The 25,156-nt window shown below is 65.0% G+C and carries 20 protein-coding genes; 16 read left to right on the top strand and 4 right to left on the bottom strand.

All coding sequences use genetic code 11. From position 1 onward, the window contains the following. Nucleotides 1-35: 35 nt before the first annotated feature. The 8 genes from E0702_RS04150 (at nt 36) to E0702_RS04120 (ending at nt 8,366) form a co-directional block, all read left to right on the top strand. Nucleotides 36-1,286, top strand: coding sequence for a sarcosine oxidase subunit beta family protein (locus E0702_RS04150; RefSeq protein WP_132041709.1), 1,251 nt, complete (start codon nt 36-38; stop codon nt 1,284-1,286). A gap of 11 nt (nt 1,287-1,297) precedes the next feature. After that, complete coding sequence (locus E0702_RS04145; RefSeq protein ID WP_132041708.1) at nt 1,298-1,672, top strand: sarcosine oxidase subunit delta; 375 nt, start codon at nt 1,298-1,300, stop codon at nt 1,670-1,672. Then, on the top strand, nt 1,669-4,716 hold the full coding sequence (locus tag E0702_RS04140) for a sarcosine oxidase subunit alpha family protein (protein WP_132041707.1): 3,048 nt from the start codon (nt 1,669-1,671) through the stop codon (nt 4,714-4,716). Before E0702_RS04145 ends, E0702_RS04140 begins: the two co-directional genes overlap by 4 nt. Next, nucleotides 4,709-5,359: a sarcosine oxidase subunit gamma gene (locus tag E0702_RS04135; RefSeq protein WP_132041706.1), complete on the top strand. Its 651-nt coding sequence runs from the start codon at nt 4,709-4,711 to the stop codon at nt 5,357-5,359. Before E0702_RS04140 ends, E0702_RS04135 begins: the two co-directional genes overlap by 8 nt. A 10-nt stretch (nt 5,360-5,369) precedes the next feature. Beyond that, a complete protein-coding gene (locus E0702_RS19010; protein ID WP_165927475.1) occupies nt 5,370-5,546 on the top strand; it encodes a hypothetical protein in 177 nt (58 codons plus the stop codon). Beyond that, entirely contained in the window at nt 5,543-5,887 is a 345-nt protein-coding gene (locus E0702_RS04130; RefSeq protein ID WP_132041705.1) for a cupin domain-containing protein, read from the top strand. The genes E0702_RS19010 and E0702_RS04130 overlap by 4 nt, the downstream gene beginning before the upstream one ends. 133 nt (nt 5,888-6,020) lie before the next feature. Then, entirely contained in the window at nt 6,021-6,887 is an 867-nt protein-coding gene (gene purU / locus E0702_RS04125; protein WP_132041704.1) for a formyltetrahydrofolate deformylase, read from the top strand. A 99-nt stretch (nt 6,888-6,986) separates the two neighbouring features. Continuing rightward, complete coding sequence (locus tag E0702_RS04120) at nt 6,987-8,366, top strand: L-serine ammonia-lyase (protein ID WP_132041703.1); 1,380 nt, start codon at nt 6,987-6,989, stop codon at nt 8,364-8,366. 34 nt (nt 8,367-8,400) lie between these two features. On the opposite strand, the gene hglS is transcribed toward E0702_RS04120, so the two are convergent. Genes hglS through E0702_RS04105 form a run of 3 tightly spaced genes read right to left on the bottom strand, consistent with a single transcriptional unit; the run spans nt 8,401 to nt 14,335 of the window. Beyond that, on the bottom strand, nt 8,401-9,768 hold the full coding sequence (hglS, locus tag E0702_RS04115; RefSeq protein ID WP_439952322.1) for a 2-oxoadipate dioxygenase/decarboxylase HglS: 1,368 nt from the start codon (nt 9,766-9,768) through the stop codon (nt 8,401-8,403). Further along, nucleotides 9,765-13,091 carry an FAD-binding and (Fe-S)-binding domain-containing protein gene (locus tag E0702_RS04110; RefSeq protein ID WP_132041701.1) on the bottom strand — a complete coding sequence of 1,109 codons (3,327 nt, stop codon included), beginning with the start codon at nt 13,089-13,091 and terminating at the stop codon, nt 9,765-9,767. Before E0702_RS04110 ends, hglS begins: the two co-directional genes overlap by 4 nt. Then, nucleotides 13,088-14,335, bottom strand: coding sequence for a 2-aminoadipate transaminase (locus tag E0702_RS04105; RefSeq protein ID WP_132041700.1), 1,248 nt, complete (start codon nt 14,333-14,335; stop codon nt 13,088-13,090). Before E0702_RS04105 ends, E0702_RS04110 begins: the two co-directional genes overlap by 4 nt. Before the next feature lie 300 nt (nt 14,336-14,635). On the opposite strand from E0702_RS04105, the gene E0702_RS04100 reads away from it, so the two are divergent. The 3 genes from E0702_RS04100 to E0702_RS04090 all read left to right on the top strand — a co-directional run bounded on the left by E0702_RS04100 (nt 14,636) and on the right by E0702_RS04090 (nt 18,658). Continuing rightward, complete coding sequence (locus E0702_RS04100; protein WP_132041699.1) at nt 14,636-15,637, top strand: TAXI family TRAP transporter solute-binding subunit; 1,002 nt, start codon at nt 14,636-14,638, stop codon at nt 15,635-15,637. Nucleotides 15,638-15,774: 137 nt separating this feature from the next. After that, complete coding sequence (locus tag E0702_RS04095) at nt 15,775-17,664, top strand: TRAP transporter permease (protein ID WP_165927474.1); 1,890 nt, start codon at nt 15,775-15,777, stop codon at nt 17,662-17,664. Nucleotides 17,665-17,752: 88 nt separating this feature from the next. Then, the gene (locus E0702_RS04090) at nt 17,753-18,658 is read left to right on the top strand and encodes a LysR substrate-binding domain-containing protein (protein WP_132041698.1); all 906 of its coding nucleotides are present in this window, start codon (nt 17,753-17,755) and stop codon (nt 18,656-18,658) included. 100 nt (nt 18,659-18,758) lie between these two features. Here E0702_RS04090 and E0702_RS04085 read toward each other — a convergent pair whose 3' ends face one another. Further along, nucleotides 18,759-19,679, bottom strand: coding sequence for a LysR family transcriptional regulator (locus tag E0702_RS04085; RefSeq protein WP_132041697.1), 921 nt, complete (start codon nt 19,677-19,679; stop codon nt 18,759-18,761). 219 nt (nt 19,680-19,898) lie between these two features. Here E0702_RS04085 and E0702_RS04080 point away from each other — a divergent pair, with 219 nt between their 5' ends. The 5 genes from E0702_RS04080 to E0702_RS04065 all read left to right on the top strand — a co-directional run bounded on the left by E0702_RS04080 (nt 19,899) and on the right by E0702_RS04065 (nt 25,145). Then, on the top strand, nt 19,899-21,242 hold the full coding sequence (locus E0702_RS04080; RefSeq protein ID WP_132041696.1) for an aspartate aminotransferase family protein: 1,344 nt from the start codon (nt 19,899-19,901) through the stop codon (nt 21,240-21,242). Between the two features lie 53 nt (nt 21,243-21,295). After that, nucleotides 21,296-22,786: a CoA-acylating methylmalonate-semialdehyde dehydrogenase gene (locus E0702_RS04075; protein ID WP_132041695.1), complete on the top strand. Its 1,491-nt coding sequence runs from the start codon at nt 21,296-21,298 to the stop codon at nt 22,784-22,786. Between the two features lie 96 nt (nt 22,787-22,882). Then, nucleotides 22,883-23,014 carry a hypothetical protein gene (locus E0702_RS20030; RefSeq protein WP_267491317.1) on the top strand — a complete coding sequence of 44 codons (132 nt, stop codon included), beginning with the start codon at nt 22,883-22,885 and terminating at the stop codon, nt 23,012-23,014. 50 nt (nt 23,015-23,064) lie between these two features. Continuing rightward, nucleotides 23,065-24,627 carry a sodium/proline symporter gene (locus tag E0702_RS04070; protein ID WP_202597171.1) on the top strand — a complete coding sequence of 521 codons (1,563 nt, stop codon included), beginning with the start codon at nt 23,065-23,067 and terminating at the stop codon, nt 24,625-24,627. Further along, entirely contained in the window at nt 24,624-25,145 is a 522-nt protein-coding gene (locus E0702_RS04065; RefSeq protein ID WP_132041694.1) for a hypothetical protein, read from the top strand. Before E0702_RS04070 ends, E0702_RS04065 begins: the two co-directional genes overlap by 4 nt. The last annotated feature ends 11 nt before the right edge of the window (nt 25,146-25,156 follow it).

Raw genomic sequence — 25,156 nt, 5'->3', positions numbered from 1 at the left:
CCTCAACGAATCAGCAGCGGCTTCAGGAGAGAGATATGCAACGCTATTCAGGCTTCGGGCTGGCCAAGCACGCGCTCAGCCACCATGAGAACTGGCAGCGCCAGTGGCGCAACCCGACCCCCAAGAAAAAGTACGACGTCATCGTCGTCGGCGGCGGCGGCCACGGCCTGGCCACCGCCTACTACCTGGCCAAGAACCACGGCATCACCAACGTGGCGGTGCTGGAGAAGGGCTGGCTGGGGGGCGGCAATACCGCGCGTAACACCACCATCGTTCGCTCCAACTACCTGTGGGACGAGGCGGCACGTCTCTATGACCACTCACTGGATCTGTGGAAGGGGTTGTCCCAGGACCTCAACTACAACGTGATGTTCTCTCAGCGTGGCGTGATGAACCTGGGGCACACCCTGCAGGACATGCGCGATATCCAGCGCCGGGTGCATGCCAACCGGCTGAACGGCGTCGACAGTGAGGTGATCACCCCCGACCAGATCAAGGAGATCGTGCCGGTCATCGACACCTCCAAGCGCGCCCGCTACCCGATCCTCGGTGCCTCCTGGCAGAAGAGCGCCGGCGTCGCGCGCCACGATGCGGTGGCCTGGGGCTATGCCCGGGCGGCGGACGCCCTGGGGGTGGATATCCTGCAGAACACCGAGGTCACCGGCTTCAAGATTCGCGATGGCCAGGTGTATGGCGTGCACACCAATCGCGGTGATATCGAATCCAAGACCATCGGCTGCGTCACGGCGGGCAACTCAGGCGTGGTGGCCAGGATGGCCGGCCTTACGCTGCCGCTGGAGTCGCATCCGCTGCAGGCGCTGGTCTCCGAGCCGCTCAAGCCGGTACTCGACACCGTGGTGATGTCCAATCATGTGCATGGCTATATCAGCCAGTCCGACAAGGGCGACCTGGTCATCGGTGCCGGTATCGACGGCTACCTTGGCTACGGTCAGCGCGGCAGTTACACCACCGTGGAGCATACCCTGCAGGCCATCGTCGAGATGTTCCCGATCTTCTCGCGGGTGCGCATGAACCGTCAGTGGGGCGGCATCGTCGACACCTGTGCGGATGCCTGTCCGATCCTCTCCAAGACCAAGGTCAAGGGGCTGTTCTTCAACTGCGGCTGGGGCACCGGCGGCTTCAAGGCCACTCCGGGTTCCGGTCATGTCTTTGCGGCGAGCCTCGCCAAGGGCGAGATGCATCCCATCGCCGCGCCATTCTCGATCGACCGCTTCAACACCGGTGCCCTGATCGATGAACATGGCGCCGCCGGCGTCGCGCACTAAGGAGAAAAACGATGTTCTATATCCATTGCCCTTATTGCGACGAATACCGCGATGAAGAGGAGTTCCACCCCAAGGGCCAAGCGCATATCGCCCGCCCCGAGGACCCCGAGTCCTGCAGCGATGATCAGTGGGGTGCTTACCTGTTCTTCCGTGACAACCCGCGCGGCATCCACCATGAGCTGTGGGTGCACGCGATCGGCTGCCGCAAGTTCTTCAACATCACACGTAATTCGGCGAGCTACGAGATCCTCGAGACCTATCGAATGGGTGAGCAGCCTCGCTTCAGCGCCGAGCATCCCGAGGGCAAGTCCGCCGAAACAGTGGCGGCCGAAAAGATTGCCGCCGAGGCAGGAACGGTCGCAGGTCAGGAAGGAGTCAAGGCATGAGTCAGTCGAATCAGCCGAATCGTCTTCGCCAGGGTGGACGCATCGATCGCGCCCGCACCCTGAGCTTCACCTTCAACGGCAAGCGCTATCAGGGCCATGCCGGTGACACCCTGGCCTCGGCACTGCTGGCCAATGGGGTGGATCTCGTCAACCGCAGCTTCAAGTACTCGCGTCCGCGCGGCATCGTGGCTGCCGGCGCCGAGGAGCCCAATGCGCTGGTCCAGCTGGGCAGCACCGAGGCGGCCCAGGTGCCCAACGTGCGTGCCACCCAGCAGGCGCTGTTCGAGGGCCTCACGGCGCAGAGCACCAACGGCTGGCCCAACGTGCAGCGTGATGTCATGAGCCTGGTCGGCAAGCTGGGCGGACGCTTCATGCCGCCGGGCTTCTACTACAAGACCTTCATGGCGCCGGCCTCCATGTGGATGACCTACGAGAAATACATCCGCAAGGGAGCGGGCCTGGGCCGCAGCCCGATGGAGAACGACCCCGATCGCTATGACCACCTCAACCAGCATTGCGACCTGCTGGTGGTCGGTGCCGGCCCCGCGGGTCTGGCCGCCGCGCTGACCGCCGCCCGTGCCGGCGCTCGCGTGATTCTCTGCGATGAGCAGGAGGAGATGGGTGGCTCGCTGCTGGCCAGCCGTGAGCTGCTCGACGATCAGCCGGCCGCCCAGTGGGCCGAACAGGTAATCAGCGAGCTGGCCGAGAACGACAATGTCACCCTGCTGCCGCGCACCACGGCCAACGGCTACCATGACCATAACTTCGTGACCCTGCACGAGCGGCGCACCGAGCATCTCGGTGAGGCCGCGCCGACGGTCGACGGTTACCGGCTCACGCGCTCACGCATGCATCGCGTGCGGGCGGGGCAGGTGCTGCTGGCCACGGGGGCCCATGAGCGCCCACTGGTCTATGGCAACAATGATGTGCCGGGCAACCTGGTGGCCGGTGCGGTCTCCACCTATATCCGTCGCTACGGTGTGGTGCCGGGCAACAAGCTGGTGCTCTCCGTCAGCAACGATCATGCCTATCGTGCCGCACTGGACTGGGATGAAGCCGGCCGCGAGGTGGTGGCCATCGTCGATGCGCGCCGTCATCCGGATGGTGAGCTGGTCGAGCAGGCCCGCGCCCGCGGCATCCGCATCATCGAAGGCTCGGCGGTGCTCGAGGCAAAGGGCGACAAGCGCGTCAGCGGCGCCCGTGTGGCGACCATCGATGCCGCGGCCTTCAAGGTCACCGGTCAGGCCGAGCTCCTGGAGTGCGACACCATCGCCAGCTCTGGCGGCTACAGCCCGGTGATCCACCTGGCCTCTCATACCGGGGCGCGCCCCACCTGGGACGACGAGATCCTTGGTTTCGTGCCCAACCTGGTGAAGGGAGTGCACGCCGCCGGCAGCGCCCGCGGCGTGCATGACCTGGCCGAGGGCCTGGCCGATGGTGCGGCCAAGGCGAGTGAGGCGCTTGACGCGCTGGGCAAGTCTGCCAGCGCCATCGAGCCGCCTCGGGTCGAGTCCATCCGCGAAGGCCAGGCCTGTGCCCTCTACCAGGTGCCCCACGAGAAGCCGACCCTGCGGGCGCCCAAGCAGTTCGTCGACATGCAGAACGACGTCACCGCGGCGGCCATCGAGCTGGCCACCCGCGAGGGCTTCGAGTCCATCGAGCACGTCAAGCGCTACACCGCCATGGGCTTCGGCACCGACCAGGGCAAACTGGGCAACATCAACGGCATGGCCATCGCCGCGCGCTGTCTCGGCAGGTCGATTCCCGAGGTGGGCACCACGGTGTTCCGGCCCAACTACACGCCGGTCACCTTCGGCGCCATCGTCGGACGTCACTGCCGTGAACTGTTCGATCCTGAGCGCTACACCGCCCTGCATCAGTGGCATGTGGAAAATGGTGCCGAGTTCGAGGACGTCGGCCAGTGGAAGCGCCCCTGGTACTTCCCACGCAAGGTCAACGGCAAGCTCGAGACCATGGATGAAGCCGTGGCACGCGAGAGCCTGGCGGTGCGTACCGGCGTCGGCATCCTCGATGCTTCCACCCTGGGCAAGATCGATATCCAGGGGCCGGATGCTCGGGAATTCCTCGGTCGCGTCTACACCAACAAGTGGGCCAAGCTGGCGCCTGGCCGGGTGCGCTACGGCCTGATGTGCAAGGACGACGGCATGCTGATGGACGACGGTACCACCAGCTGCCTGGGTGAGAACCACTTCCTGATGACCACCACCACCGGCGGCGCCGCCGGCGTGATGGAGTGGCTGGAGCTGTGGCACCAGACCGAGTGGCCGGAGCTGCAAGTGTATTTCACCTCGGTCACCGATCACTGGGCGACCATGACCGTGACCGGCCCGGATGCACGCAAGCTGCTGTCCGAAGTAACCGACATAGATTTGGACAAGGAAAGTTTCAAGTTTATGGACTGGCGCAACGGCAAGGTGGCCGATGTCCCGGCGCGAGTGTTCCGTATCTCCTTCACCGGGGAGCTGGCCTACGAGATCAACGTGCAGGCCAACTACGCCATGCATGTCTGGAAGACCCTGTTCGAGCACGGCAAGAAGTATGACCTGACGCCCTACGGCACCGAGACCATGCACGTGCTGCGTGCCGAGAAGGGGTTGATCATCGCCGGTCAGGATACCGATGGCTCGGTGACCCCCGAGGATCTGGGCATGTTCTGGGCGATCGGCTATGACAAGCCCTTCTCCTGGATCGGCAAGCGCGCCCTGACGCGTCCGGATACGGCGCGCAAGGACCGCAAGCAGTTCGTGGGGCTCAAGCCCGTCGATCCGAAGGTGGTGCTGGAAGAGGGCGCCCATATCGTCGTCGACAAGGACCAGCCCATTCCCATGGATATGCTGGGTCATGTGACCTCGAGCTATTACAGCCCGAACCTGAAGAGCGGTTTTGCTCTGGCAGTGATCAAGGGCGGTCGGGACCGCATGGGCGAGACGCTCTATGTGCCGATGCCGGACGGTCAGGCCCATGAGGTCGAGGTCGTCAGCCCCGTATTCATCGATCCCAAGGGAGAGCGTCAGCATGTCTGATATCACTTACGGCAAGGTTGCGACCTTCAACACCCATCCGGACGCCTCGATTCCCAAGGAGTCACCGCTGTCCGTGGCGTACAACACGGGCAGTGTGCCGGCCGCGACATCCGGCAACGGAATCCTGTTCAAGGAGCAGGCCTTCCTGGGCCACCTGATCCTGCGCGGCGGGGCCATCGTTCTCGATGAAGCCGTGCGCAAGGTGCTGGGCATCAGCCTGCCCGGCCAGCCCCTGGGGCTGGCGTTGGACGAAAACGGAGAGCGCAGCGTTCAGTGGCTGTCGCCGGATGAGTGGCTGGTGATCGTGCCCGGTGGCGAGGAGCTCGATGTCGAGCAGCGCCTGCGCGACGCCCTGGGCGATGCCCACTACGCCATCGTCGATGTCAGTGGCGGTCAGACCCTGGTCTCCCTGGAGGGGGAAAAGGTCCGCGAGCTGCTGATGAAGTCGACCAGCTATGATGTCCACCCGAGCAACTTCCCGGTGGGCAAGGCGGTCAGCGTGGTGTTCGGCAAGTCCAACCTTGTTCTGCGCCGTCCCAGCGAGGAGCGCTATGAACTGGTACTGCGCAGAAGCTTCGCCGACTACCTCTATCGCTGGATCCTGGACGCCGGCGCCGAGTATGGCATTGGTGTGCAGCGTTAGGAGTCGTGCGGTGAGCAAGGCCGCTTCTCTGTTTGTTCTGCAGGATGGCTTGTTCTGCAAGGAGGCTTGTTCTGCAGGGGTGCTTGTTGCTGCGAGCATGCTGCATCAAGAGCCGAGGAGCGGCATAGGGGCATGTCTCCATGATGTGCAACAAGATCAACAATATCGTTTAAAGGAAGAACAATGACCGACAAGATCAAGGTACTGCGTGACGCACAGCCGGATGTGCTGCTGGACGCCAGCTCCTGGGAAAAGCTCTCTGGCGATCCTCATACCGTCAACCTCAACGCTTACGCGTCGGAGGACGGAACCAAGACCATGGGCACCTGGATCTGTACCCCGGGAAGATGGGCAGTGAACTACGACAAGTGGGAATACTGTGACTTCCGTGAAGGGTACTGCATCCTTACCCCGGAAAATGGCGAGCCGATTCACCTGAAGGCGGGTGATATCTTTATCGTCGAGCCGGGTTTCAAGGGCACCTGGGAAGTGGTTGAAACGGTACGCAAGTATTTTGTTTTTGCCTGAATCAATCTTTCGCATTGAGTTGATATGGCGGTGTATTGGCGGTTGATGCCAGCCGCTGTACTACTCGTCAGGGTTAGGCCGGGGGCGGGAGGCTTCCCCCTCCCGGCTTTTCGCCATCACAGGAGTCAGGCTCATGGGGCGTCATTCAGATAACTGGATCATGACCGCGCAGTGCCCGAGTCGGTTGGGTACCGTGGACGTGGTCACACGCTTTCTCAAGGAGAATGCTTGTTACATTACCGAGCAGCACTCCTTCGATGACCGGCTGAGCGGACGCTTCTTTATCCGCACGGAGTTCAGGCCGGAGGCAGAAGGGTTTGAGGCCGCAAGCTTCGAGACCGGCTTCGCCGAGCGTGCCGCCGAGTTTGGCATGACGTTCGAACTGACACCGCCAGACCGGCGGATGCCGGTAGTGATCATGGTCTCCAAGGCCGACCACTGCCTGAACGATCTGCTCTATCGCTACCGTATCGGCCAGTTGCCCATCGATATTCGCGCCATCGTCTCCAACCATCCGGATCTGGCCAATCTGGCGGAGTGGCACGGCATTCCCTACCACCATTTCCCGATCACGCCGGATACCAAGCCCGAACAGGAGGCCCAGGTGTGGCAGGTGGTCGAGGAGACGGGGGCAGAGCTGGTGATCCTGGCCCGCTACATGCAGGTGCTCTCGAGCGACCTGTGCGAGAAGCTCAGCGGCCGCGCCATCAATATCCATCACTCGCTGCTGCCGGGCTTCAAGGGGGCCAGGCCCTACCACCAGGCCTATGAAAAGGGCGTCAAGCTGGTCGGCGCCACCGCCCACTACATCAACGATGACCTCGATGAGGGCCCGATCATCACCCAGGGAGTGGAGCCGGTGAGTCACGCCGACTATCCCGAGGATCTGGTGGCCAAGGGGCGCGACGTCGAGTGCCTGACCCTGGCCCACGCAGTGGCCCTGCACGTGGAGCGCCGCGTCTTCCTGCATGCCAGGCGCACCGTGGTCTTCGACCGCTAGGTACATCTGCGAGTGCGTATTGCGTGGGAGGCCGGCTTTGCCGGGCGAATGGCGCCGTCAGGCGCCCATCGATGAATCCAATAACAAGGTCATTACATCATGCCAATCAGTGTCTTCGATCTTTTCAAGGTCGGCGTCGGGCCGTCCAGCTCGCACACCGTGGGCCCGATGCAGGCCGCCTGCAACTTTGTCGCTGAGCTCGAGGCCAGGGAGCTGGTTGAGCACACCCGGCGCCTCGAGGTCGAGCTCTATGGTTCGCTCTCCGCCACCGGCATCGGCCATGGCACCGACCATGCGGTGATCATGGGCCTGATGGGCGAGCGGCCCGACCTGATCGACCCGGATGTCATCGCCCCGCGGATTGAGGCTCTCAAGTCCTCGGGTACCCTGCATCTGGCTAGCCGCCATGATGTCGCCTTCGACTGGCAGCGCGACATGCGGCTGCTCGAGGAGAGCCTGCCCCAGCACCCCAACGCCATGCGGCTGCTCGCCTATGGCGACGAGGGCGAGCTCTACCGCAATACCTACTACTCGGTGGGTGGCGGCTTCGTCATCGATGAGGCCCAGTCTGCCGAGGGGGTGCTGGATACCGACCACACCGAGATCCCCTATGACTTCCAGACCGGCGACGAGCTGCTGCGCATGTGCCACGAGCACAACCTGCGCATCAGCGAGCTGATGCTGGAAAACGAGAAGGCGTGGCGCAGCGAGGCGGAGATCCGTGAGGGTCTGCTGACCATCTGGAAGGCGATGCAGGCGTGCATCGAGAAGGGCATGGAAGCCGAGGGCGTGCTGCCCGGCGGGCTCAACGTCAAGCGTCGCGCCAGGAACCTGCACCAGCGCATGCTGGCCAGCAAGGACGACCACTCGCTGATCGCCTCCACCATGTCGGCCATGGACTGGGTCAACCTCTATGCGCTGGCGGTCAACGAGGAGAACGCCGCCGGCGGGCGCATGGTCACCGCGCCCACCAACGGTGCGGCGGGGATTATCCCGGCGGTGCTCCAGTACTATATGCAGTTCCGCCAGGGCGCCTGCGAGCGCGACGTGGTGGACTTCCTGCTGGCCGCCGCCGCCGTGGGCATCCTGTGCAAGAAGAACGCCTCCATCTCCGGCGCCGAGGTGGGCTGCCAGGGCGAGGTGGGCTCGGCCTGCGCCATGGCCGCCGCCGGCCTCACCGAACTGATGGGCGGCAGCGTCGACCAGGTGGAGAACGCCGCCGAGATCGGCCTGGAGCACAACCTGGGACTGACCTGCGACCCGGTGGGCGGCCTGGTGCAGGTGCCCTGTATCGAGCGCAACGCCATCGCCTCGGTGAAGGCGATCAACGCCGCCCAGATGGCACTGCGCGGCGATGGCGAGCACTTCATCTCGCTGGACAAGGTGATCCGCACCATGCGCGATACCGGTGCGGATATGCAGGAGAAGTACAAGGAGACCTCGAAGGGCGGCCTCGCCGTCAGCGCCATCGAGTGCTGATTCTTGGCTCCGTCGTGCTGCCGGCGGGCCTGGCTCAGTAGGCCAGCGCCTGCAGCACGGCGTCACGACTGGCCCGTTCACGCTCGGCGTATAGCGCCAGCTCGTCGGCCACCGGGGCGCCCAGTGCCGCCTCGAAGGCCGCGCGGTTGGCGTTGCCGGCGTAGGCACCGTTATCACCGCCGCCCAGGTTGGACTGGAAGATGCCCGCCGCGCTGACCGGCAGGAAGTCCTCGTAGGTGATCGGCCGTGCGCTGACCAGTCCGCGTTCGATCAACGTCTCGAGGTCCGCCTCGGCGACCTTGCCGGCGGCACGGCCGGCGTCGGTCAGGCGGTATTCGAAGAATGCCAGCCCCTGGCGGCGCAGCGCGCTCTCGCTGTCGGGGAAGTCGGCGAACACCTCCGCCAGTCGCTGCTGGTGAGTCGCGTTGTCGCCGCCGGTACCTTGCTCGCGGCTATGGGTCAGCAGGCGGTCATAAAGCTCGCGGCCACGAGGCGTCAGCGCCACACCGCGCTGCTCGATCTCACCGAAGCGGGCGGTGTGCGTACCGGCCTGCTCCCCGGCGAAGCGAATCGTCTCCTCCAGCGCGGTAAAGCTGGTCTGACGCAGCAGGATCGGGCAGTCGCGGCGCGGCGGTCCTTCGATGATGGCCTTGGGCGTCATGCCTGCCGCCGGCATGCGTCGCTGAACCTCGTCGATATCCAGGGTGCGCGGCGTCAGATGGTTGATGTGCGGGCCGCGGAAGCACACCACGTCGGCGATCAGCCGGTGCTCGGCGTGCAGTGCCTCATAGGTGGCGAGGTCCACGGTGGCATCATGGTGCCAGCGGAAGGTCTCCAGCGCCTCGACGACGAAGCGCTCGGCCTGGTCATCGTTGAGCCCGCCTTGGGCCTCGCTAAGGGCGATCAGCTCCCGTGCGCCGGGGGTGAAGATGTCGCGCTCGGCCAGGATGGCCGCCGCTCGCTCGCGCAGTTCCTGACTCTCGATCAGCTCCAGGCGCAGCAGCGAGGTGAAGATGCGAAACGGGTTGCGCGAAAGGGCCGCATCATCGACCGGGCGAAAGGCGGTGGAGTGTACCGGCACGCCGGCCTCGGAGAGGTCGTAGTAGCCCACCGGGTGCATGCCCATCACCGCGAACAGGCGGCGCAGCATGCCAAGCTCCTCGGCGCTGCCGACACGGATGGCGCCGTGACGCTCGACATCGAGGCGCGCCAGCTCATCGGCCTCGGTCAGTCGTTCGGCCAGCGCCGGGTTCGCCTCCAGCGTCTCGCGGTTCACCTGCTCCACCAGCTCCAGCAGGGTGGTGTACTGCGGCACCTCGTCTTGATACATGGCCGACATGGCGCGGGAGAAGCGGTCGCGGATCTCGTCGGGGGAAACGCGGGGGATGTCATTCATGGTCATGCCTCCATGGGGGCGGGTTGCGAGTGGGAAAGAGGGAATACGGGTGTCGCGCCCGTGGGCGTCGAACGCTTGAACGCCTCGAGCAGCCCCTGCAGCGGATGCGGCAGGGCGGCACTCGAGAGCCGCCTGGCCTGGCTGCGACAGGAGTAGCCGGTGGCGAGCAGCCGCCCCCGGTTGGCCGGATCCTCGACCCGGGGCTGCCAGGATTGGGCGTAGATGGTCTTAGAGGTCTCGAGGTTGCGCGCCTCGTGGCCGTAGGTACCGGACATGCCGCAGCAGCCGGTGGCCAGCACCTCGAGTTCCAGGCCGAAGGCCGCGAACACCCGCTGCCAGGCCTTGAGCGTGCCGGGGACGTTGGTCTTCTCGGTGCAGTGGGCGAGCAGCCGGAAGCCGGGATCGTCCGGCACCGGCACCGCTGGGGCCAGGTCCGGGGCCCTGCCTGCCAGCCATTCGGGCAGCAGCTGCACCTCGGGGATGGCGTCCGCCCCCAGGGCCTTCACGTACTCCTGACGATAGGTCAGGGTCATGGCCGGGTCGATGCCGACCAGCGGCACCCCGAACCCGGCCAGGGTCTGGAGCCGTCTCGCCTGCCGGGCCGCGGTGCGTTCGAAGGCGCCGAGGAAGCCCTGGACGTGCAGCGGCTTGCCGTTGGGGCCGAAGGGCGCGAGGAAGACGCGCACGCCGAGGCGGCCGAGCAGCTCGACCACGTCCAGCACCACCCCGGCCTCGAAGTAGCGGGTGAAGGCGTCCTGCACCAGCACCACGCTGTGCGCCCTCTCGTGGGTGGTGAGCCGGCCGAGCGCCGTCGGCGTGGCCTCGCGAACGCCACGGGCGGCCAGGACCTTCTTCAGGTTCGTCCGGGAGAGTCGGGGGCTGTCGACCAGGCCCACGGGCCCGGCCAGCAGGCGGTCGACCAGGCGAGTGTTCAGCGCCGCGTTGTAGAGCGGGGCGAAGCGTGAGAGCGTCGGCACCATGAATTCCAGCCCGCCGATCAGGTAGTCGCGCACGGGGCGCAGGTAGCGGCCGTGATAGACCTCCAGGAACTGGGAGCGGAAGGTCGGCACGTTGACCTTCACCGGGCACTGGCCGGCGCAGGACTTGCAGGCCAGGCAGCCCGCCATGGCGTCGTAGACCTCGTGGGAGAAATCCGCCTCGCCGCGGCGCCGGGCCAGAGTGTTCTTCAGCTTGCCGGGAAACGCCCTTACCGCGCCCCAGGCCCCTCGGGAACGCGCCTGGCGCGACGCCTCGAGCACGTCGATGCCGGCCCGGCCCTGCAGGCGCAGCCACTCGCGCATCAGGCTGGCGCGGCCCTTGGGCGAGTGGATGCGCTGGCGGGTGGCCTTCCAGGATGGGCACATGGCGTCATCCGGGTCGTAGTTGTAGCAGGCGCCGTTGCCGTTGCAGTAGACGGCGTCGCCGTGGGCCTGCCAGACCCGCTCGTCGATCTGGCGATCGAGCTCGCCGCGGGTCGGCACGCCATCGATGGCCAACAGCCCCGGGTCGACCCACTTCACGACCTGCTCCTCATCGCCGCTCTCGACGCCTTGCGTCGCTTGAGTGGTTGCGAGTGCCCGCGCCGTGGTTTCGGACGAGCGGGAAAGAGCCGCGTCTTCGGGCAGGATAGCCCTACCCGCGGTTTCGGGCGGGATAGCCCTACCCACGGTTTCGGGCGGGATAGAGTGAGGCGTAGCGATCTTGCCCGGATTGAGCTGGTTATGCGGATCGAAGGCACCCTTGAGCCGCTGCAGTATCGGGTAGAGCGGACCGAAGAAGGCCGGTGCGTACTCGGAGCGCACGCCCTTGCCGTGCTCGCCCCACAAGAGGCCGCCGTACTTCTTCGTCAGCGCGGCCACCTCGTCGGAGAGCTCGCGGACCAGCGCCGCCTGGGCGGGATCCTTCATGTCCAGCGCCGGGCGCACGTGCAACACCCCGGCATCGACGTGGCCGAACATACCGTACTCGAGGCCGCGGGCGTCGAGGAGGGCGCGGAACTCGGCGATGTAGTCGGCCAGGTGCTCCGGCGGCACCGCGGTATCCTCGACGAAGGGCAGCGGACGCTTCTCGCCCTGGACGTTGCCGAGCAGGCCCACGGCGCGCTTGCGCATGGCGTAGACCCGGGTGATGGCCGGGCGGCCTTCCGCCCGGGTATAGCCCAGGCGGTTGACGCTGCGGTCCTTTTCCAGATGGCGGCAGAAGGCCGCGACTCGCTGGGCCAGTCGCGCGGGGTCGTCGTCGTTGAACTCGACCAGGTTGATACCGTGAGTCGGGGAGCCCCCTGAGTCGGGGAAGAACTCGGCGACGCTGTCCCAGACGAAGTCCTGCCGGGCCAGGCCCAGCACGGTGTCGTCCACGGTCTCGATGGAGGTCGGCCGCGCCTGGGGCTGGTGTTGTGAAGTGCTGCCTCCGCCCATCAGCGCCCTGGCATCGCGCAGGGCGTCCATGAAACTGGCGTAGCGCACGTTGACCAGAGTCGAGTGGGCTGGGATCGGCAGCACGTTGAGCACCGCCTCGCTGGTCAGGGCCAGCGAGCCTTCGGCGCCGCACAGCACGCTGTTGAGGTCGAACTTGCCGTCCGTTGTCCTCAAGTGCGCCAGGTCGTAGCCGGTCAGGCAGCGGTTGAGCGGCGGAAAGGTCGCGCGGATGCGTTCGCGCTGGGTGTCGATGATCTCTCGGGCGGTGCGGTAGACGCGGCCGGTTACGTCGTCGCGGGCACACAGGGTGTCTAGCTCGGCCTCGTCCATCGGTCGGCTGGTGAGCCGCTCGCCGCCGAGCAGAACGCTATCGAGCTCGAGCACATGATCGCGGGTCTTGCCGTACGTGCAGCTGCCCTGGCCGCTGGCGTCGGTGGCGATCATGCCGCCGATCGTGGCCCGGTTTGAGGTGGAAAGCTCTGGGGCGAAGAATAGCCCGTGGGGCTTGAGCGCGGCGTTGAGCTGGTCCTTGACCACCCCGGCCTGGGCGCGCACCCGGCGCTTCTCGACATCGATGTCGAGGATCGCATTCATGTGCCGGGAGACGTCGACCACCAGGCCGTCGGTCAGCGACTGGCCGTTGGTGCCGGTGCCGCCGCCGCGGGGGGTGAGTACCACCCCGCGGTATTCTTCCTGGCCGGCGAGCCGGGCGATGCGCACCAGGTCCTCGGCGTGGCGGGGGTAGAGCACCGCCTGGGGCAGGCGCTGGTAGAGTGAGTTGTCGGTGGCCAGCACCGTACGGTTGGCGTAGTCCGGGGCGATCTCTCCCTCGAAGCCGGCGCCGGCCAGGGCTTCGAGGAAGCCCCGGTAGTCGCCGGAGACGGTCTCATTCGCGTCGAGCCGGGCGATCATGGCCGCAGCGTTTCCAGGGCCCGCTCCAGACGTGCCAGGCCTTCGCTCATCACCTCCGGCTCGGCGGTCAACGGTGCCAGCAGGCGCAGCACGTTGCGGCGCCGACCGCTGGGCATCAGCAGCACGCCGGCCTCGCGTCCGGCGGCGAGCAGCGCCGCCAGGTGCTCGGTGCCGGTGGCGCTGGCGGTGTCCTCGAAGACGATGCCGCGCATGGCGCCGACGCCGGTCAGGGCGCCGACCATCGGGAAGCGCTCGCGGAAGCGCCGGTGCGCCGCCACGATCAGGGCCTCCTGCGCCTCGCCCCAGTGCGCCAGGTTGGCCTCGCTCATCACGTCCATCACCGCGCGCGCCGCCGCACAGGCCACGGGGTTGCCCGAGTAGGTACCGCCGAGCCCGCCCTTGGGCAGGGCATCCATGAAGGCGGCCTTGCCGACCAGTGCGGCTAGGGGCAGCCCCGCCGCCATGCTCTTGCCCATCAGCAGCAGGTCGGGCTCGACGCCCAGGTGAGAGAAGGCGAAGCGCGTGCCGGTGCGTCCGAACCCCGACTGGATCTCGTCGAAGATCAGCGCGATGCCGTGCTTGTCGCAGAGCGCACGCAGGTGGACGGCGACATCGGCATCGAGCAGCCGGAAGCCGCCCTCGCCCTGCACCGGTTCGACGATGATGGCCGCGACCTCGTCGGCGGGCAGCTCCACCTCGAAGAGGCGGTCCATGGCGCGCAGCGCCTCGTCGGCACCGACGTCGCTGTCGCGGCTCGGGAACGGCACATGGTGGACAGGGCCCGGCAGGGCGCCCAGGCCATTCTTGTAGGGCTTGACCTTGCCGTTGAGATTGAGCGCCGCCAGGGTGCGGCCGTGAAAGCCGTCGTCGAAGGCGATCACGGCCTGACGGCCGGTGGCGGCGCGAGCCACCTTGAGGGCGTTCTCGGTCGCCTCGGCGCCGCTGTTGGTGAGCATGCAGGAGAGCGGGTAGGAGACCGGCACGAAGCCATCGAGCGCGTTCGCGACCTCCAGGTAGCCGCGGTGCGGCAGGGCGTTGAAGGCCGAGTGCATCAATCTATCGATCTGAGCCTTGACCGCCTCAACGACCGCCGGGTGGCCATGGCCCAGGTTGAGCACACCGATACCGCCGACGAAGTCGACGTAGTGCCGGCCCTGCTCGTCCCACAGTTCGGCATTGCGGCCGCGCGCAACGCACAGCGGGTGAACGATGCCCAGCGAGCGGCTGACGTGAGGAAAGTCCATGTACGGGTTCCAATCGGTTCATCAGGGAGTGTCATCGATATAACCAGCGTGGGACGGGGGTCGCAAACGAAAAAAATCGCTTATCCCATTCCTTAAAGGAATGTCACGTTGAGGCGCTGCCGGCTTACTCAGGTGAAAGGTTGGAAGCCGAGATGAGCAAAAAGAATGGGTGAATGCCGTTATTTCTTTTGTCAAAAGCATTCCCTCGTGATACCAATGCCGGCCGCTTTGGCACAGCACCCGATGAACTAACGACATAAGAGCCCTTAGGCCACCCCAACCCCCTGACAGGAGCGCCCCATGCCCCATCCTCTGATGCCGGTCGCCGTGGCCATCGCCGCCGCGACCTTGCTCGGTGCCTGCAGCGATGCTGGCTCGACCACCTTCAATGTGGCGATCGGCCCACCGGCTAGCACCACCCAGCAGGTGTCCAGCCTGATCCTCGATGCCCACGGCGTAACCGAGGACGACTACAGCGCCTACCAGGAGGGCTTCGGTGCCGCCCTGGACGGCGTTCAAGACGGCAACATCGACCTCTCCATCGGCATTCTCGGCTTGCCTTCCGGCAGCATCGAGAACCTGCAGGCGGCCGCCGGCGACGTGCGCATGATCGGCCTGGATGATGAAGCGGTGGAATACATCGAGGCTAACAGTGCCTACCGCCGTTTCGTGATCCCCAAGGACAGCTATGAGTTTCTTGCAGAGGACGTGACTACGGTAACCGCCTACGCCGTGCTGGTGGGCAACACCCACAGCATCGATGAGGAGCTGGGCTACGAGCTGGCCCGTCTGATGCACGAGAAGGCCGCCGAGAACACCCACTCCCAGTCCGCGTTCATGACCCTGGACAATGCACTGAACGGCGCCGAGGGTCTGCCGATCCATCCGGGCGCCAAGCGCTACTACGAGGAGCAGGGGCTTCAGGTCGACAATCCGGTGGCCGAGCTCGACATCCGCGAGGAGAAGGGCGAGTTCATTCTGGGCACCGGCAGCCAGGGTGGCACCTACTACCCCCTCGGCGGCGAGATGGCCACCATCTGGAATAACTATCTGGACGGTGCCAACTTCACCAACATCGAGACAGGCGCCTCGATCGAGAACCTGGTCAGCATCCGTGATGACCGCATGGACCTGGGCATGACCGTGCATGCACCGGCCCAGGACGCGGTGGCCGGCAGCGGCGAGTTCGATGGTAACGCCATCGGTAACGTCGCCTTCATCGGCCATATCTATCCGGAAGTCATTCAGATCGTGACCCGCGACGCCAGCGGCATCACCGACCTGAACGACCTCGCTCAGTAACCCACGCCGCCGCGGCGCCGCCTTCGGCGGTGCCGCGGGGCCATCGGAGACCCTGTCGTGACTCAAGACGCCGTAGTTAAAAAAAAAGTCCTGACGACACTCAGGCGCTACTAGAGAAGTACGACCGCGAGTCAAGCGTGAGAGTGACGCTCGGCCGCTGGGGCTGGGCGGTCTCGCTGCTCGGCATCGCGCTGACGACCTTTCACCTCTATACCGGCTATTTCGGCACCCTGCCCTCGCAGAAGCAGGGCGCGGTCCATCTGGGCCTGGCGCTCGGGATGATCTTTCTGCTATTTCCTGCCCATCGCGGTGCCGGCGCTCGTCAGGGGGTGCCCTGGTACGATGTGGTGCTGGCCTTTGTCGCCACCTTCGGCGCCTACTACAAGATCCTGTTCTACGATCAGGTGCTGCGCGCCCGCATCACCGGCTACTCGACCCTGGACCTGATCGTGGCGGGGCTGGGCGTGCTGTTCGTGCTGGAGGCGACGCGCCGCACCGTGGGCCTGCCGATCGTGATCGTGGCACTGCTAGCGCTGGCCTATGCGCTGCTTGGCAACCACATTCCCACGCAGCTGCTGTCGCATCCGGGCTTCGCCCTGCACGATATCATGCCCTATCTGTGGTTCCGCGAAAGCGGGGTATTCGGCACGCCGCTGCAGATTTCGGCGAAGTTCATCTTCCTGTTCCTGTTCTTCGGCGTGGTACTGATCCAGACCGGGGTCGGCCGCTTCTTCAACGAGCTGGCCTTCGCCGCCACCGGCCGCTTCACCGGGGGCACCGCCAAGGCTGCGGTGATCGCCAGCGCTCTGCAGGGCATGATCTCGGGCAGCTCGGTGGGCAATACCGTGGCGTCGGGCTCGTTCACCATCCCGATGATGAAGAACGCCCGCTTCCGCCCCGAGATGGCTGCCGCCACCGAAGCCTCGGCCTCCACCGGTGGGCAGATTATGCCACCGCTGATGGGCGCCGCCGCCTTCATCATGGTGGAGTACGTGGGTGTCTCCTACCGTGAGATCATGTACGCCGCCCTGATACCGGCGCTGATGTACTTCACCGGCATCTTCATCGGCGTGCACTTCGAGGCCAAGCGTAGCCGTATCCTCGGCATTCCCAAGGAGCAGCTGCCGAGCAAGCGCAAACTACTGATGCGCCAGGGCTACATGCTGCTGCCGCTGGCGGTGATCGTCACCACGGTGAGCGTCGGCTTCACCGCCCAGCGCGCCGCCCTGCTCGGCATCGCGGCCGCCCTGGCGGTGAGTCTGCTGCGCAAGGAGACGCGCCCCTCGCCGGCCAAGCTGGTGCGCCTGCTTGATAGGGGTGCCCGTGTGGCACTGCCGGTGATCGCCGCCGTGGCCACCGCCGGTATCATCGCCGGGGTGGTGGGCATGACCGGGCTCGGCGCCAAGTTCGCCGCGGGCATCATCAGTCTGGCCGACGGCACCCTGATCCTGGCGCTGATCTTCACCATGCTGGCCTGCATCGTGCTGGGCATGGGCCTGCCGACCACCGCCAACTACGTGGTGACCGCCACCATCGCGGCGCCGGCCCTGATCAACGAGTTCGGCCTGGCCCCCATGGCTGTGCATCTGTTCGTGTTCTACTTCGGTATCGTCGCGGACATCACTCCACCGGTGTGTCTGGCGGCCTACGCCGGGGCGGGCATCGCCGGCGCCAATCCGATGAAGACCGGGGTGACCGCGCTGAAACTGGCGATCGGCGCCTTCATCATTCCTTATGCGCTGATCTACAATCCGGCGCTGGTAATGATCGACGCCACGCCGCTCGGCCTGGTGACGGCGGTGGGCTTCCTCTTGGTGGGGCTGGTCGGGGTGAGTGCGGCCCTGATGGGCCACTTCGTGCGCGACACCCTGGCCTGGGAGCGCCTGGTGCTGCTGGTGGCCGGCCTGGCCATGGTGGCGCCGGAACCGGTCACCAGCACGCTGGGCCTGGCGGCGCTGGCACTGATCGCCTGGTGGCAATCGCGTCGCCCCGAGGCGCCCCTGCCAGCCTCCGCGCTACAGCGGTAGATCGATGTGCACGGGGCCCTGCCGCCATCAGCGGCAGGGCCTCCGATTTGAGGTAGAATGGGCGTTTTTGCGCTGGAGTCAGCGTCCCATGAAGGCTCGCCACCTCCCCTCGACCACTACCCTGCAGTGCTTCGAAGCCGCCGCCCGGCACCTGAGCTTCACCCGGGCGGCCGACGAGCTGAGCATTACCCAGAGCGCCATCAGCAAGCAGGTGGCACAGCTCGAGGACTACCTGCAGCACAAGCTGTTCCGGCGCCTTCGGCGCACCCTGGTGCTGACCCCGGAAGGCTCGCTCTACCTGACCGAGGTGCGCAAGATCCTGGCGCATCTTGAGATGTCGGCCAATGCCATCATGACCTATAGCGGCCATGGCGAGGTGCTCAACGTCACTACCCTGCCCACCTTCGGCACCCGCTGGCTGGCACAGTATCTGCCGACCTTCTTCACGGCCCACCCCGGCATTACCCTGCACCTGACCGAGCGCGTCGAGACCTTCGACCTGGAGAACGACGGCATCGATGTGGCGATCTTCCATGGCCATGGCAGCTGGCCCAACCTCGAGTGTCACAAGCTGTTCGATGAAGAGGTGGTGGCGGTGGGGGCTCCCGGTTACCTGGCTCGTCGTCGGCTGACCTCTCCCGACGACCTGGCCGACTGTCGGCTGCTGCATCTGTCGACTCGCCCCGACGCCTGGCACCGCTGGTTCGCCGGCCAGGGGACCAGCACCGACAAGAGTTATCACGGCATCCGCTTTGAAACCTTCCAAACCCTGATCGCCACGGTCATAGCCGGTGGCGGCCTGGCGCTGATTCCTCGTTTCATGATCCTGAACGAGCTGGAGCAGGGTGCCCTGGTGCCCGCCTGGCCGGCGGTACTCGGTAGCCCCAACGCCTACTATCTCGTCTATCCGGAACACCTGGGCGAACTGGCCAAGGTTCGCCACTTCGTCAACCATCTGCTGGAGGCCGCCGCCGATTCCGAGCTGCAGGCGTGACGGTCGGCTCTCGGTGTGGCGAGTCTTGCATCATCGCCGCCGCGCTCGGCCAGGACATGGGGTGGTGACCCTGCCTGCCCAAGAGAGCATCGCCCTCCGCTTATGTCTTCACCAGCCTGGTCAGCTCCTCGAGATAGCTCTCCAGCACGAGGTTGGGCGGTGCGCCCTTGCGCGTGATGGCGCTGTAGTGGGTGCAGTAACGCCACCTCTCGGGGCAGAGGGCGCGCATGCGTCCCTCGCGGACCCAACCTTCCGCGTAGTGTGTCGGCAGATAGCCGATAAAGCGGCCTGAGAGGATCAAAAAGGCGATGCCTTCGCGGTCGCTGGCCGAGGCTGCCTCCTTCAGTGGCTCATGAACTTCCTTGATCTCGGGGGTCTGGGCGTAGGCGGGGACCACGGCATCGTGGTCGGCCAGAGCCGCCTCGTCGATGCCTTCCACATCGAACAGTGCATGCTCATTGGAGCAGTAGAGAAGCGACTCCTCGGCGTAGAGTGAGAGGTAATGCAGCCCCGGTAGCACCTTGAGGTCGGGAATCACCCCGGTATGGAGTCGGCCGTCGAGCACCGCGAGCTCGATATCGCTGGGGGGAATCATGCGGATATTGATGCGCACCCCGGGACCCCGCTCCTTGAGCGCACTGAGCGCATCGGTGATATGCATCTCGGGCATTGTCACCAGATTGTCGGTGATGCCGATATTGAGCTCGCCCTTGAGCTGGGCATGCAGGCCGTTGACCCGGGTGCGAAACCCCTCCACGGCGGCCAGCAATTGCAGGGTCGATTCATAGACCTCCGCCCCCTCGTCGGTCAGGGCGAAGCCGCTGCGTCCGCGTTGGCAGAGGCGCAGGCCTAGCCGTGTCTCCAGGTCATTCATCGCCATGCTGATGGCGGCGCGGCTGATGCCCAGCGCCACCTCGGCGGCAGAAAATCCTCCAGACTCCACTACCTTGCGGTAGATCCGCAGCAGGCGTAGATCGGTGTCTCCGAGCTGCCCCATGGGGGTATTCCTGCGCAGGGTCATCGTGCTCATCCTCTGGCGGTCGTGCTCCCGCGGCCGTGCGGTGGTGGTCATGGGGCTGGTGGGGTGTAAGTTAACCAATCGCTTGCATGAGATTAAATACCTTATAATTTAACTAATGCAAACAGAGGGCTAGCTTGAACCCTGTACCTAGGTCGATGCCGGCCGCGACATCGCTCTCGATATCCGCAGCCGATACCTACAATAAGGGAGGCCAACGCCATGACCGCTCAGCAGTTTCACTACGCCGCCGGCTTGAGTGCCGAGCAGCTGGATGCCTACTGGATGCCCTACACCGGCAACCGTCAGTTCAAGCGCGACCCGCGGATCATCGTCGGCGCCGAGGGTAGCTACCTGATCGATGCCGATGGCCGTCGGGTCTTCGACAGCCTTTCCGGGCTATGGACCTGTGGTGCCGGTCACTCTCGCCCCGAGATTGCCGATGCCGTCAGCCGGCAGCTGCGCGAGCTGGATTATGCGCCGGCCTTCCAGTTTGGCCACCCCAAGGCCTTCGAGCTGGCCCATCGCCTGCGTGAGCTGACGCCGGAAGGGCTGGACCACGCCTTCTTTACTGGCTCCGGCTCCGAGAGTGCCGACACTTCCCTGAAGATCGCCCGCGCCTACTGGCGCAAGAAGGGCAAGCCCACCAAGACCAAGCTGATCGGCCGGGCCAAGGGCTATCACGGAGTCAACTTCGGCGGCATCAGCCTGGGTGGCATTGGTGCCAACCGCGCGCTGTTCGGTCAGGGGGTGGACGCGGACCATCTGCCCCATACCCTGATGGCCGAGAACGCCTTTACTCGAGGCATGCCTGAGCGCGGCGCCGAGAAGGCCGAGGACCTGCTGGAGCTTATCGCCCTGCATGACGCCTCCAATATCGCCGCGGTCATCGTCGAGCCGCTGGCCGGTTCGGCTGGCGTGATTCCACCCCCCAAGGGGTACCTGCAGCGCCTGCGTGAGATCTGCGATGCCAACGATATCCTGTTGATCTTCGACGAGGTGATTACCGGCTTCGGGCGCATGGGAGCCATGACCGGTGCCGATGCCTTCGGGGTAGTACCCGACATGATGAACTTCGCCAAGCAGCTCACCAATGGCGCAGTACCCATGGGCGGCGTGATGGTCACCGGCGAGATCTACAACACCTTCATGGAGCAGGGTGGCCCCGACTATATGCTCGAGCTGCCCCATGGCTACACCTACTCCGGCCATCCGGTGGCCTGCGCCGCGGCCATGGCTTCACTGGATATCCTGGAGCAGGAGAATCTTATCGAGCGGGTGCGCCAGATGAGTCCGCTCTTCGAGGACGCCCTGCACAGCCTCAAGGGGACTCGCTATATCAGCGATATTCGCAATTACGGCCTCGCCGGTGCCCTGCAGATCGAGCACTACCCCGGCGAGCCGGCCCGTCGGCCCTTCGAGATCGCCATGAAGTGCTGGGAGAAGGGCTTCTATGTGCGTTATGGCGCCGACACGATTCAGCTGGGCCTGCCCTTTATCGTCGAGAAAGAGGAGATCGACCGGGTCGTCAATGTGCTTGGCGAGGTCATCGGCGAGCTGGATTGAGCCTTTCTCACGGCGGAATTTTCCCACAACAACGCAACAGCAAGAGGTAATTCATGACAGCACTCGGCCACCTGATCAACGGCGCTCGTGTCGACCGCCAAGGGCGCAGCCAGGATCTTTACAACCCCTCCACCGGTGAGGTGAAGGGCCAGGTCAGCCTGGCCAGCAAGGCGACCGTCGAGGAGGCCATCGCCGCGGCCCAGGCGGCCTTCCCGGCCTGGCGCAATACCCCCCCGGCCAAACGGGCTCGAGTCATGTTCCGCTTCAAGCAGCTGCTGGAGGAGCATGCCGAGGAGATCGTTCGCCTGATCGGCGAAGAGCATGGCAAGATTTCCCACGACGCCCAGGGGGAGTTGGCCCGCGGTATCGAGAATGTCGAGTACGCCTGCGGCGCGCCGGAACTGCTCAAGGGGGAGCACAGCAAGAATACCGGGCCGGGCATCGACTCCTGGAGCGAGCACCAGCCCCTGGGCGTGGTGGCCGGCATCACGCCGTTCAACTTCCCCGCGATGGTGCCGCTGTGGATGTATCCCATGGCCATCGCCTGCGGTAACACCTTCGTGCTCAAGCCCTCGGAGCGTGACCCGACCTCGGCACTCTTTATCGCCGAGCTGGCGCTGGAGGCGGGCCTGCCCGCGGGCGTGCTCAACGTCGTCAATGGTGACAAGGAGGCCGTGGACACCCTGCTCGATGATGCCCGTGTCCAGGCCGTCAGCTTCGTCGGCTCCACGCCGATCGCCGAGTATATCTACTCGCGGGCCAGCGCCAACGGCAAGCGTTGTCAGGCGCTGGGTGGCGCCAAGAACCACGCCATCGTCATGCCCGATGCCGATATGGAAAATGTGGTCAACTCGCTGACCGGAGCCGCCTTCGGTTCCTCCGGCGAGCGCTGCATGGCGCTATCCGTGGCGGTGGCCGTGGGGGATGAAGCGGCCGATACCCTGATTGCCAAGATGCAGGAGTCGATGGCGACCCTCAAGGTCGGCCCCTTCTCCGACAAGAGCAACGACTTCGGTCCGGTGATCACCAAGGCGCATCAGGAAAAGGTCTGCGGCTATATCGCCAGTGCCGCGGAGCAGGGCGCTACCCTGGTGGTCGACGGTCGCGACGTCCAGGTGGAGGGTTACGAGGGGGGCTTCTATGTCGGCGGCACCCTGATCGATAATGTGACGCCCGAGATGACCTGCTATCGGGAAGAGATCTTCGGTCCCGTGCTGCTGGTCATGCGGGTCGACAGCATGGAAGAGGCGATGCGGCTGATCGATGAGCATGAGTATGGCAATGGCACCTGCATCTACACCCGCGATGGTGAGGCGGCACGCTACTTCAGCGATAATATCCTGGTCGGCATGGTAGGAATCAACGTGCCGCTGCCGGTGCCCGTGTCGTATCACAGCTTCGGTGGCTGGAAGCGTTCGCTGTTCGGTGATCTTTCCGCCTACGGCCCCGACGCGGTTCGCTTCTACACGCGTCGCAAGACCGTGACCCAGCGCTGGCCCTCCGCCGGCGTGCGTGAAGGGGTGCAGTTCTCCTTCCCCTCCTGAGCCCCGGTGGTTTCGTTGAGGCTAAGTGGCTCCGCCTAGGCGGGGCCATCGTGATTGAGACGCCAAAAATATCAACAACAAGCAGTGGAGATAACGATGTTCGGATTACCCGTATCCACCACCTGGCTGGTCATCGGTGTGCCGGTGTTCTGGGTGCTCTACACGCTGGGCTTCCTCTGGGTAACGCGAGGCTGGCCGGGACTCAAGAACTCGGAGTCCGGTCGCTGAGTCGAGGCGGCTGGTCATGAAAACAAGAATCGCGTGACAGGAGAAAATGAGTGAACTCGACGGTATTGCTGTTTCTTGGCTTGTACTTCGCCGGCATGTTGGCAGTAGGTGTGATTTCCATGCGCCGAGGCGGCTCGAGCAGCATGGAGGGGTACTACCTTAGCGGTCGCAATGTGGGGCCTCTGGTGACCGCCATGACGATGCAGTCGACATCCATGAGTGGCTACATGTTCCTGGGGGCCGGGTCTCTCGGCTACACCCAGGGGTATTATGGATTCTGGTATGCCGCGGGAGATATCGGTGGCGGGGTGGTGAACCTCTCGGTTCTCGGACGGCGGATGCGAAAGCTCTCCCAGATCATGGGGGCACTAACTTCCATCGAGTATCTCGAGAAGCGCTATCCCAGCAAGTGGGTCCGCCTGATCGCGGCGGTGCTGTCGGTCTCCCTGCTGGGCGCCTATGTACTGGCGCAGTTCATCGCCGGTGGCAAGGGCCTGGAACTGGTGACAGGACTGCCCTACGAGGTGGCGCTGGCGATAGCCGTGGGCGTCATTCTTGCCTATACCCTGATGGGCGGCTATGGCGCGGTGGCCTACACCGACCTGCTGCAGAGCTTCGTGATGATCATTGGCATCGTCTGGATCCTGGTCGCCACGCTTCAGGAGGTCGGTGGCCTGACGGCTGCCAACCAGGCCATCGCTTCCATTGATCCGACGCTACTCAGCATCTGGGGCAAGGATCTCGTCCATGAAGGGCAGTGGGGAATCGTGCTGGGGGCATTGTTGATCTTCTCCATCGGCTATATGGGTTGGCCCCACGTCGTCACGCGTCACATGGCAATGCGCAACCCTTTCCATGCGCGTCGCGCCGGCGTCTACTCCACCCTGTGGAACCTGGTGTTCGTCAGTGCCCCCTATATTCTCGGCACCCTGGCCATCCTGGTGCTGCCCGATCTCGACGACCCAGAGCAGGCCATCTTCGCCCTGGCCCAGAACCTGCTGCCTGCCGCCGTGGTGGGTATCGTGATGGCGGCCATCATGGCGGCCATCATGTCCACGGCCGACTCGATCCTGCTGCAGACCGGGAGCATTGCGGCGCGAGACCTCTATGAGCGGTTTATCAATCCGAACATGGAAGAGAAACAGATGGTGAGAGTGTCCCAGCTGATCGTTCTGTTGCTGGGAACCGTCTGCGGTGTCGTGGCCGTCTTCGAGCCGCCGGCGATCTTCTCCATCGTCGTCTTCACGACCTCGGTACTGGGCAGTGCCTTCCTGCCGGCGTATGTGGCCGCGGTGTGGTGGCGAAAGGCCAATACGCCCGGTGCCCTGGCCTCGATGATTGTCGGTAGCCTGGTGGCGTTCTTCTGGCAGTATCTGGCGCTGGACGGGGTGACCGGCCTGCATCCCATGCTGGCCGGTGTGGTGCTCTCCAGCCTGGCGATGGTCGTCGCCAGCCTGCTGACGCAAACCAGCCATCCCGTTCCCGAGCATATCCTGCAGGCGATGGAGGAGACCGCCGAACTGCGCCCCCTGCCGAGGCCACTGAAGGCGCAGCAAAGCTTCGAGATGGCACATGAGGCGCTGACGCTCAAGCTCAGTGAGCGCCCGGCGTGATCGAGCCCTCGGGGAGTCCCGTGGTGGACGTCGCCGATGATCGGGAAGCCTGGCTTAAGGCCAGGCTTCCCCTCGACGGCCTCGAACGACGTGTCGCCAGCATCGACGCCGAGCTGACGATCGATAGGGTCGAGCCGATCGGCTTCCCGTACCTGCTTTGTCTCTATCGCTGGAACACTCGACGCTGGGGCATGTCGCGTCAGGAGCTGATGAACTGTCTGGTCGATCGTTGCCAAGGGGTCAGTACGACAGTGGAGGGCATCGAGTTCGGCACTCCCCTGAGGGCTGCCACGCTGCCTGACCCCGAGCTCGAGACGCCTCCCCTCGAACGCAAGGCGCGCCAGCATGTGATGCAGGTGCGCCGCCATCGCTTGAAGCGCCGAAGCGCCTCGGGGCTCGAGTTGATGCGCTGCCAGACCGTTCGCAAGCCCCTGTGGCGCATCACTGCTCGCCATGAACGGCACGGTGATCTCGACCTGCTGATCGACGCCCTTAACGGCGGTTATTACCTGCTTTAAGCGGGCGTATA

The organism is Halomonas marinisediminis, from assembly GCF_004347715.1.
In the GTDB taxonomy this organism is placed as follows: Bacteria; Pseudomonadota; Gammaproteobacteria; order Pseudomonadales; family Halomonadaceae; genus Halomonas; species Halomonas icarae.
This window is presented reverse-complemented; position numbering and strand designations above follow the sequence as displayed.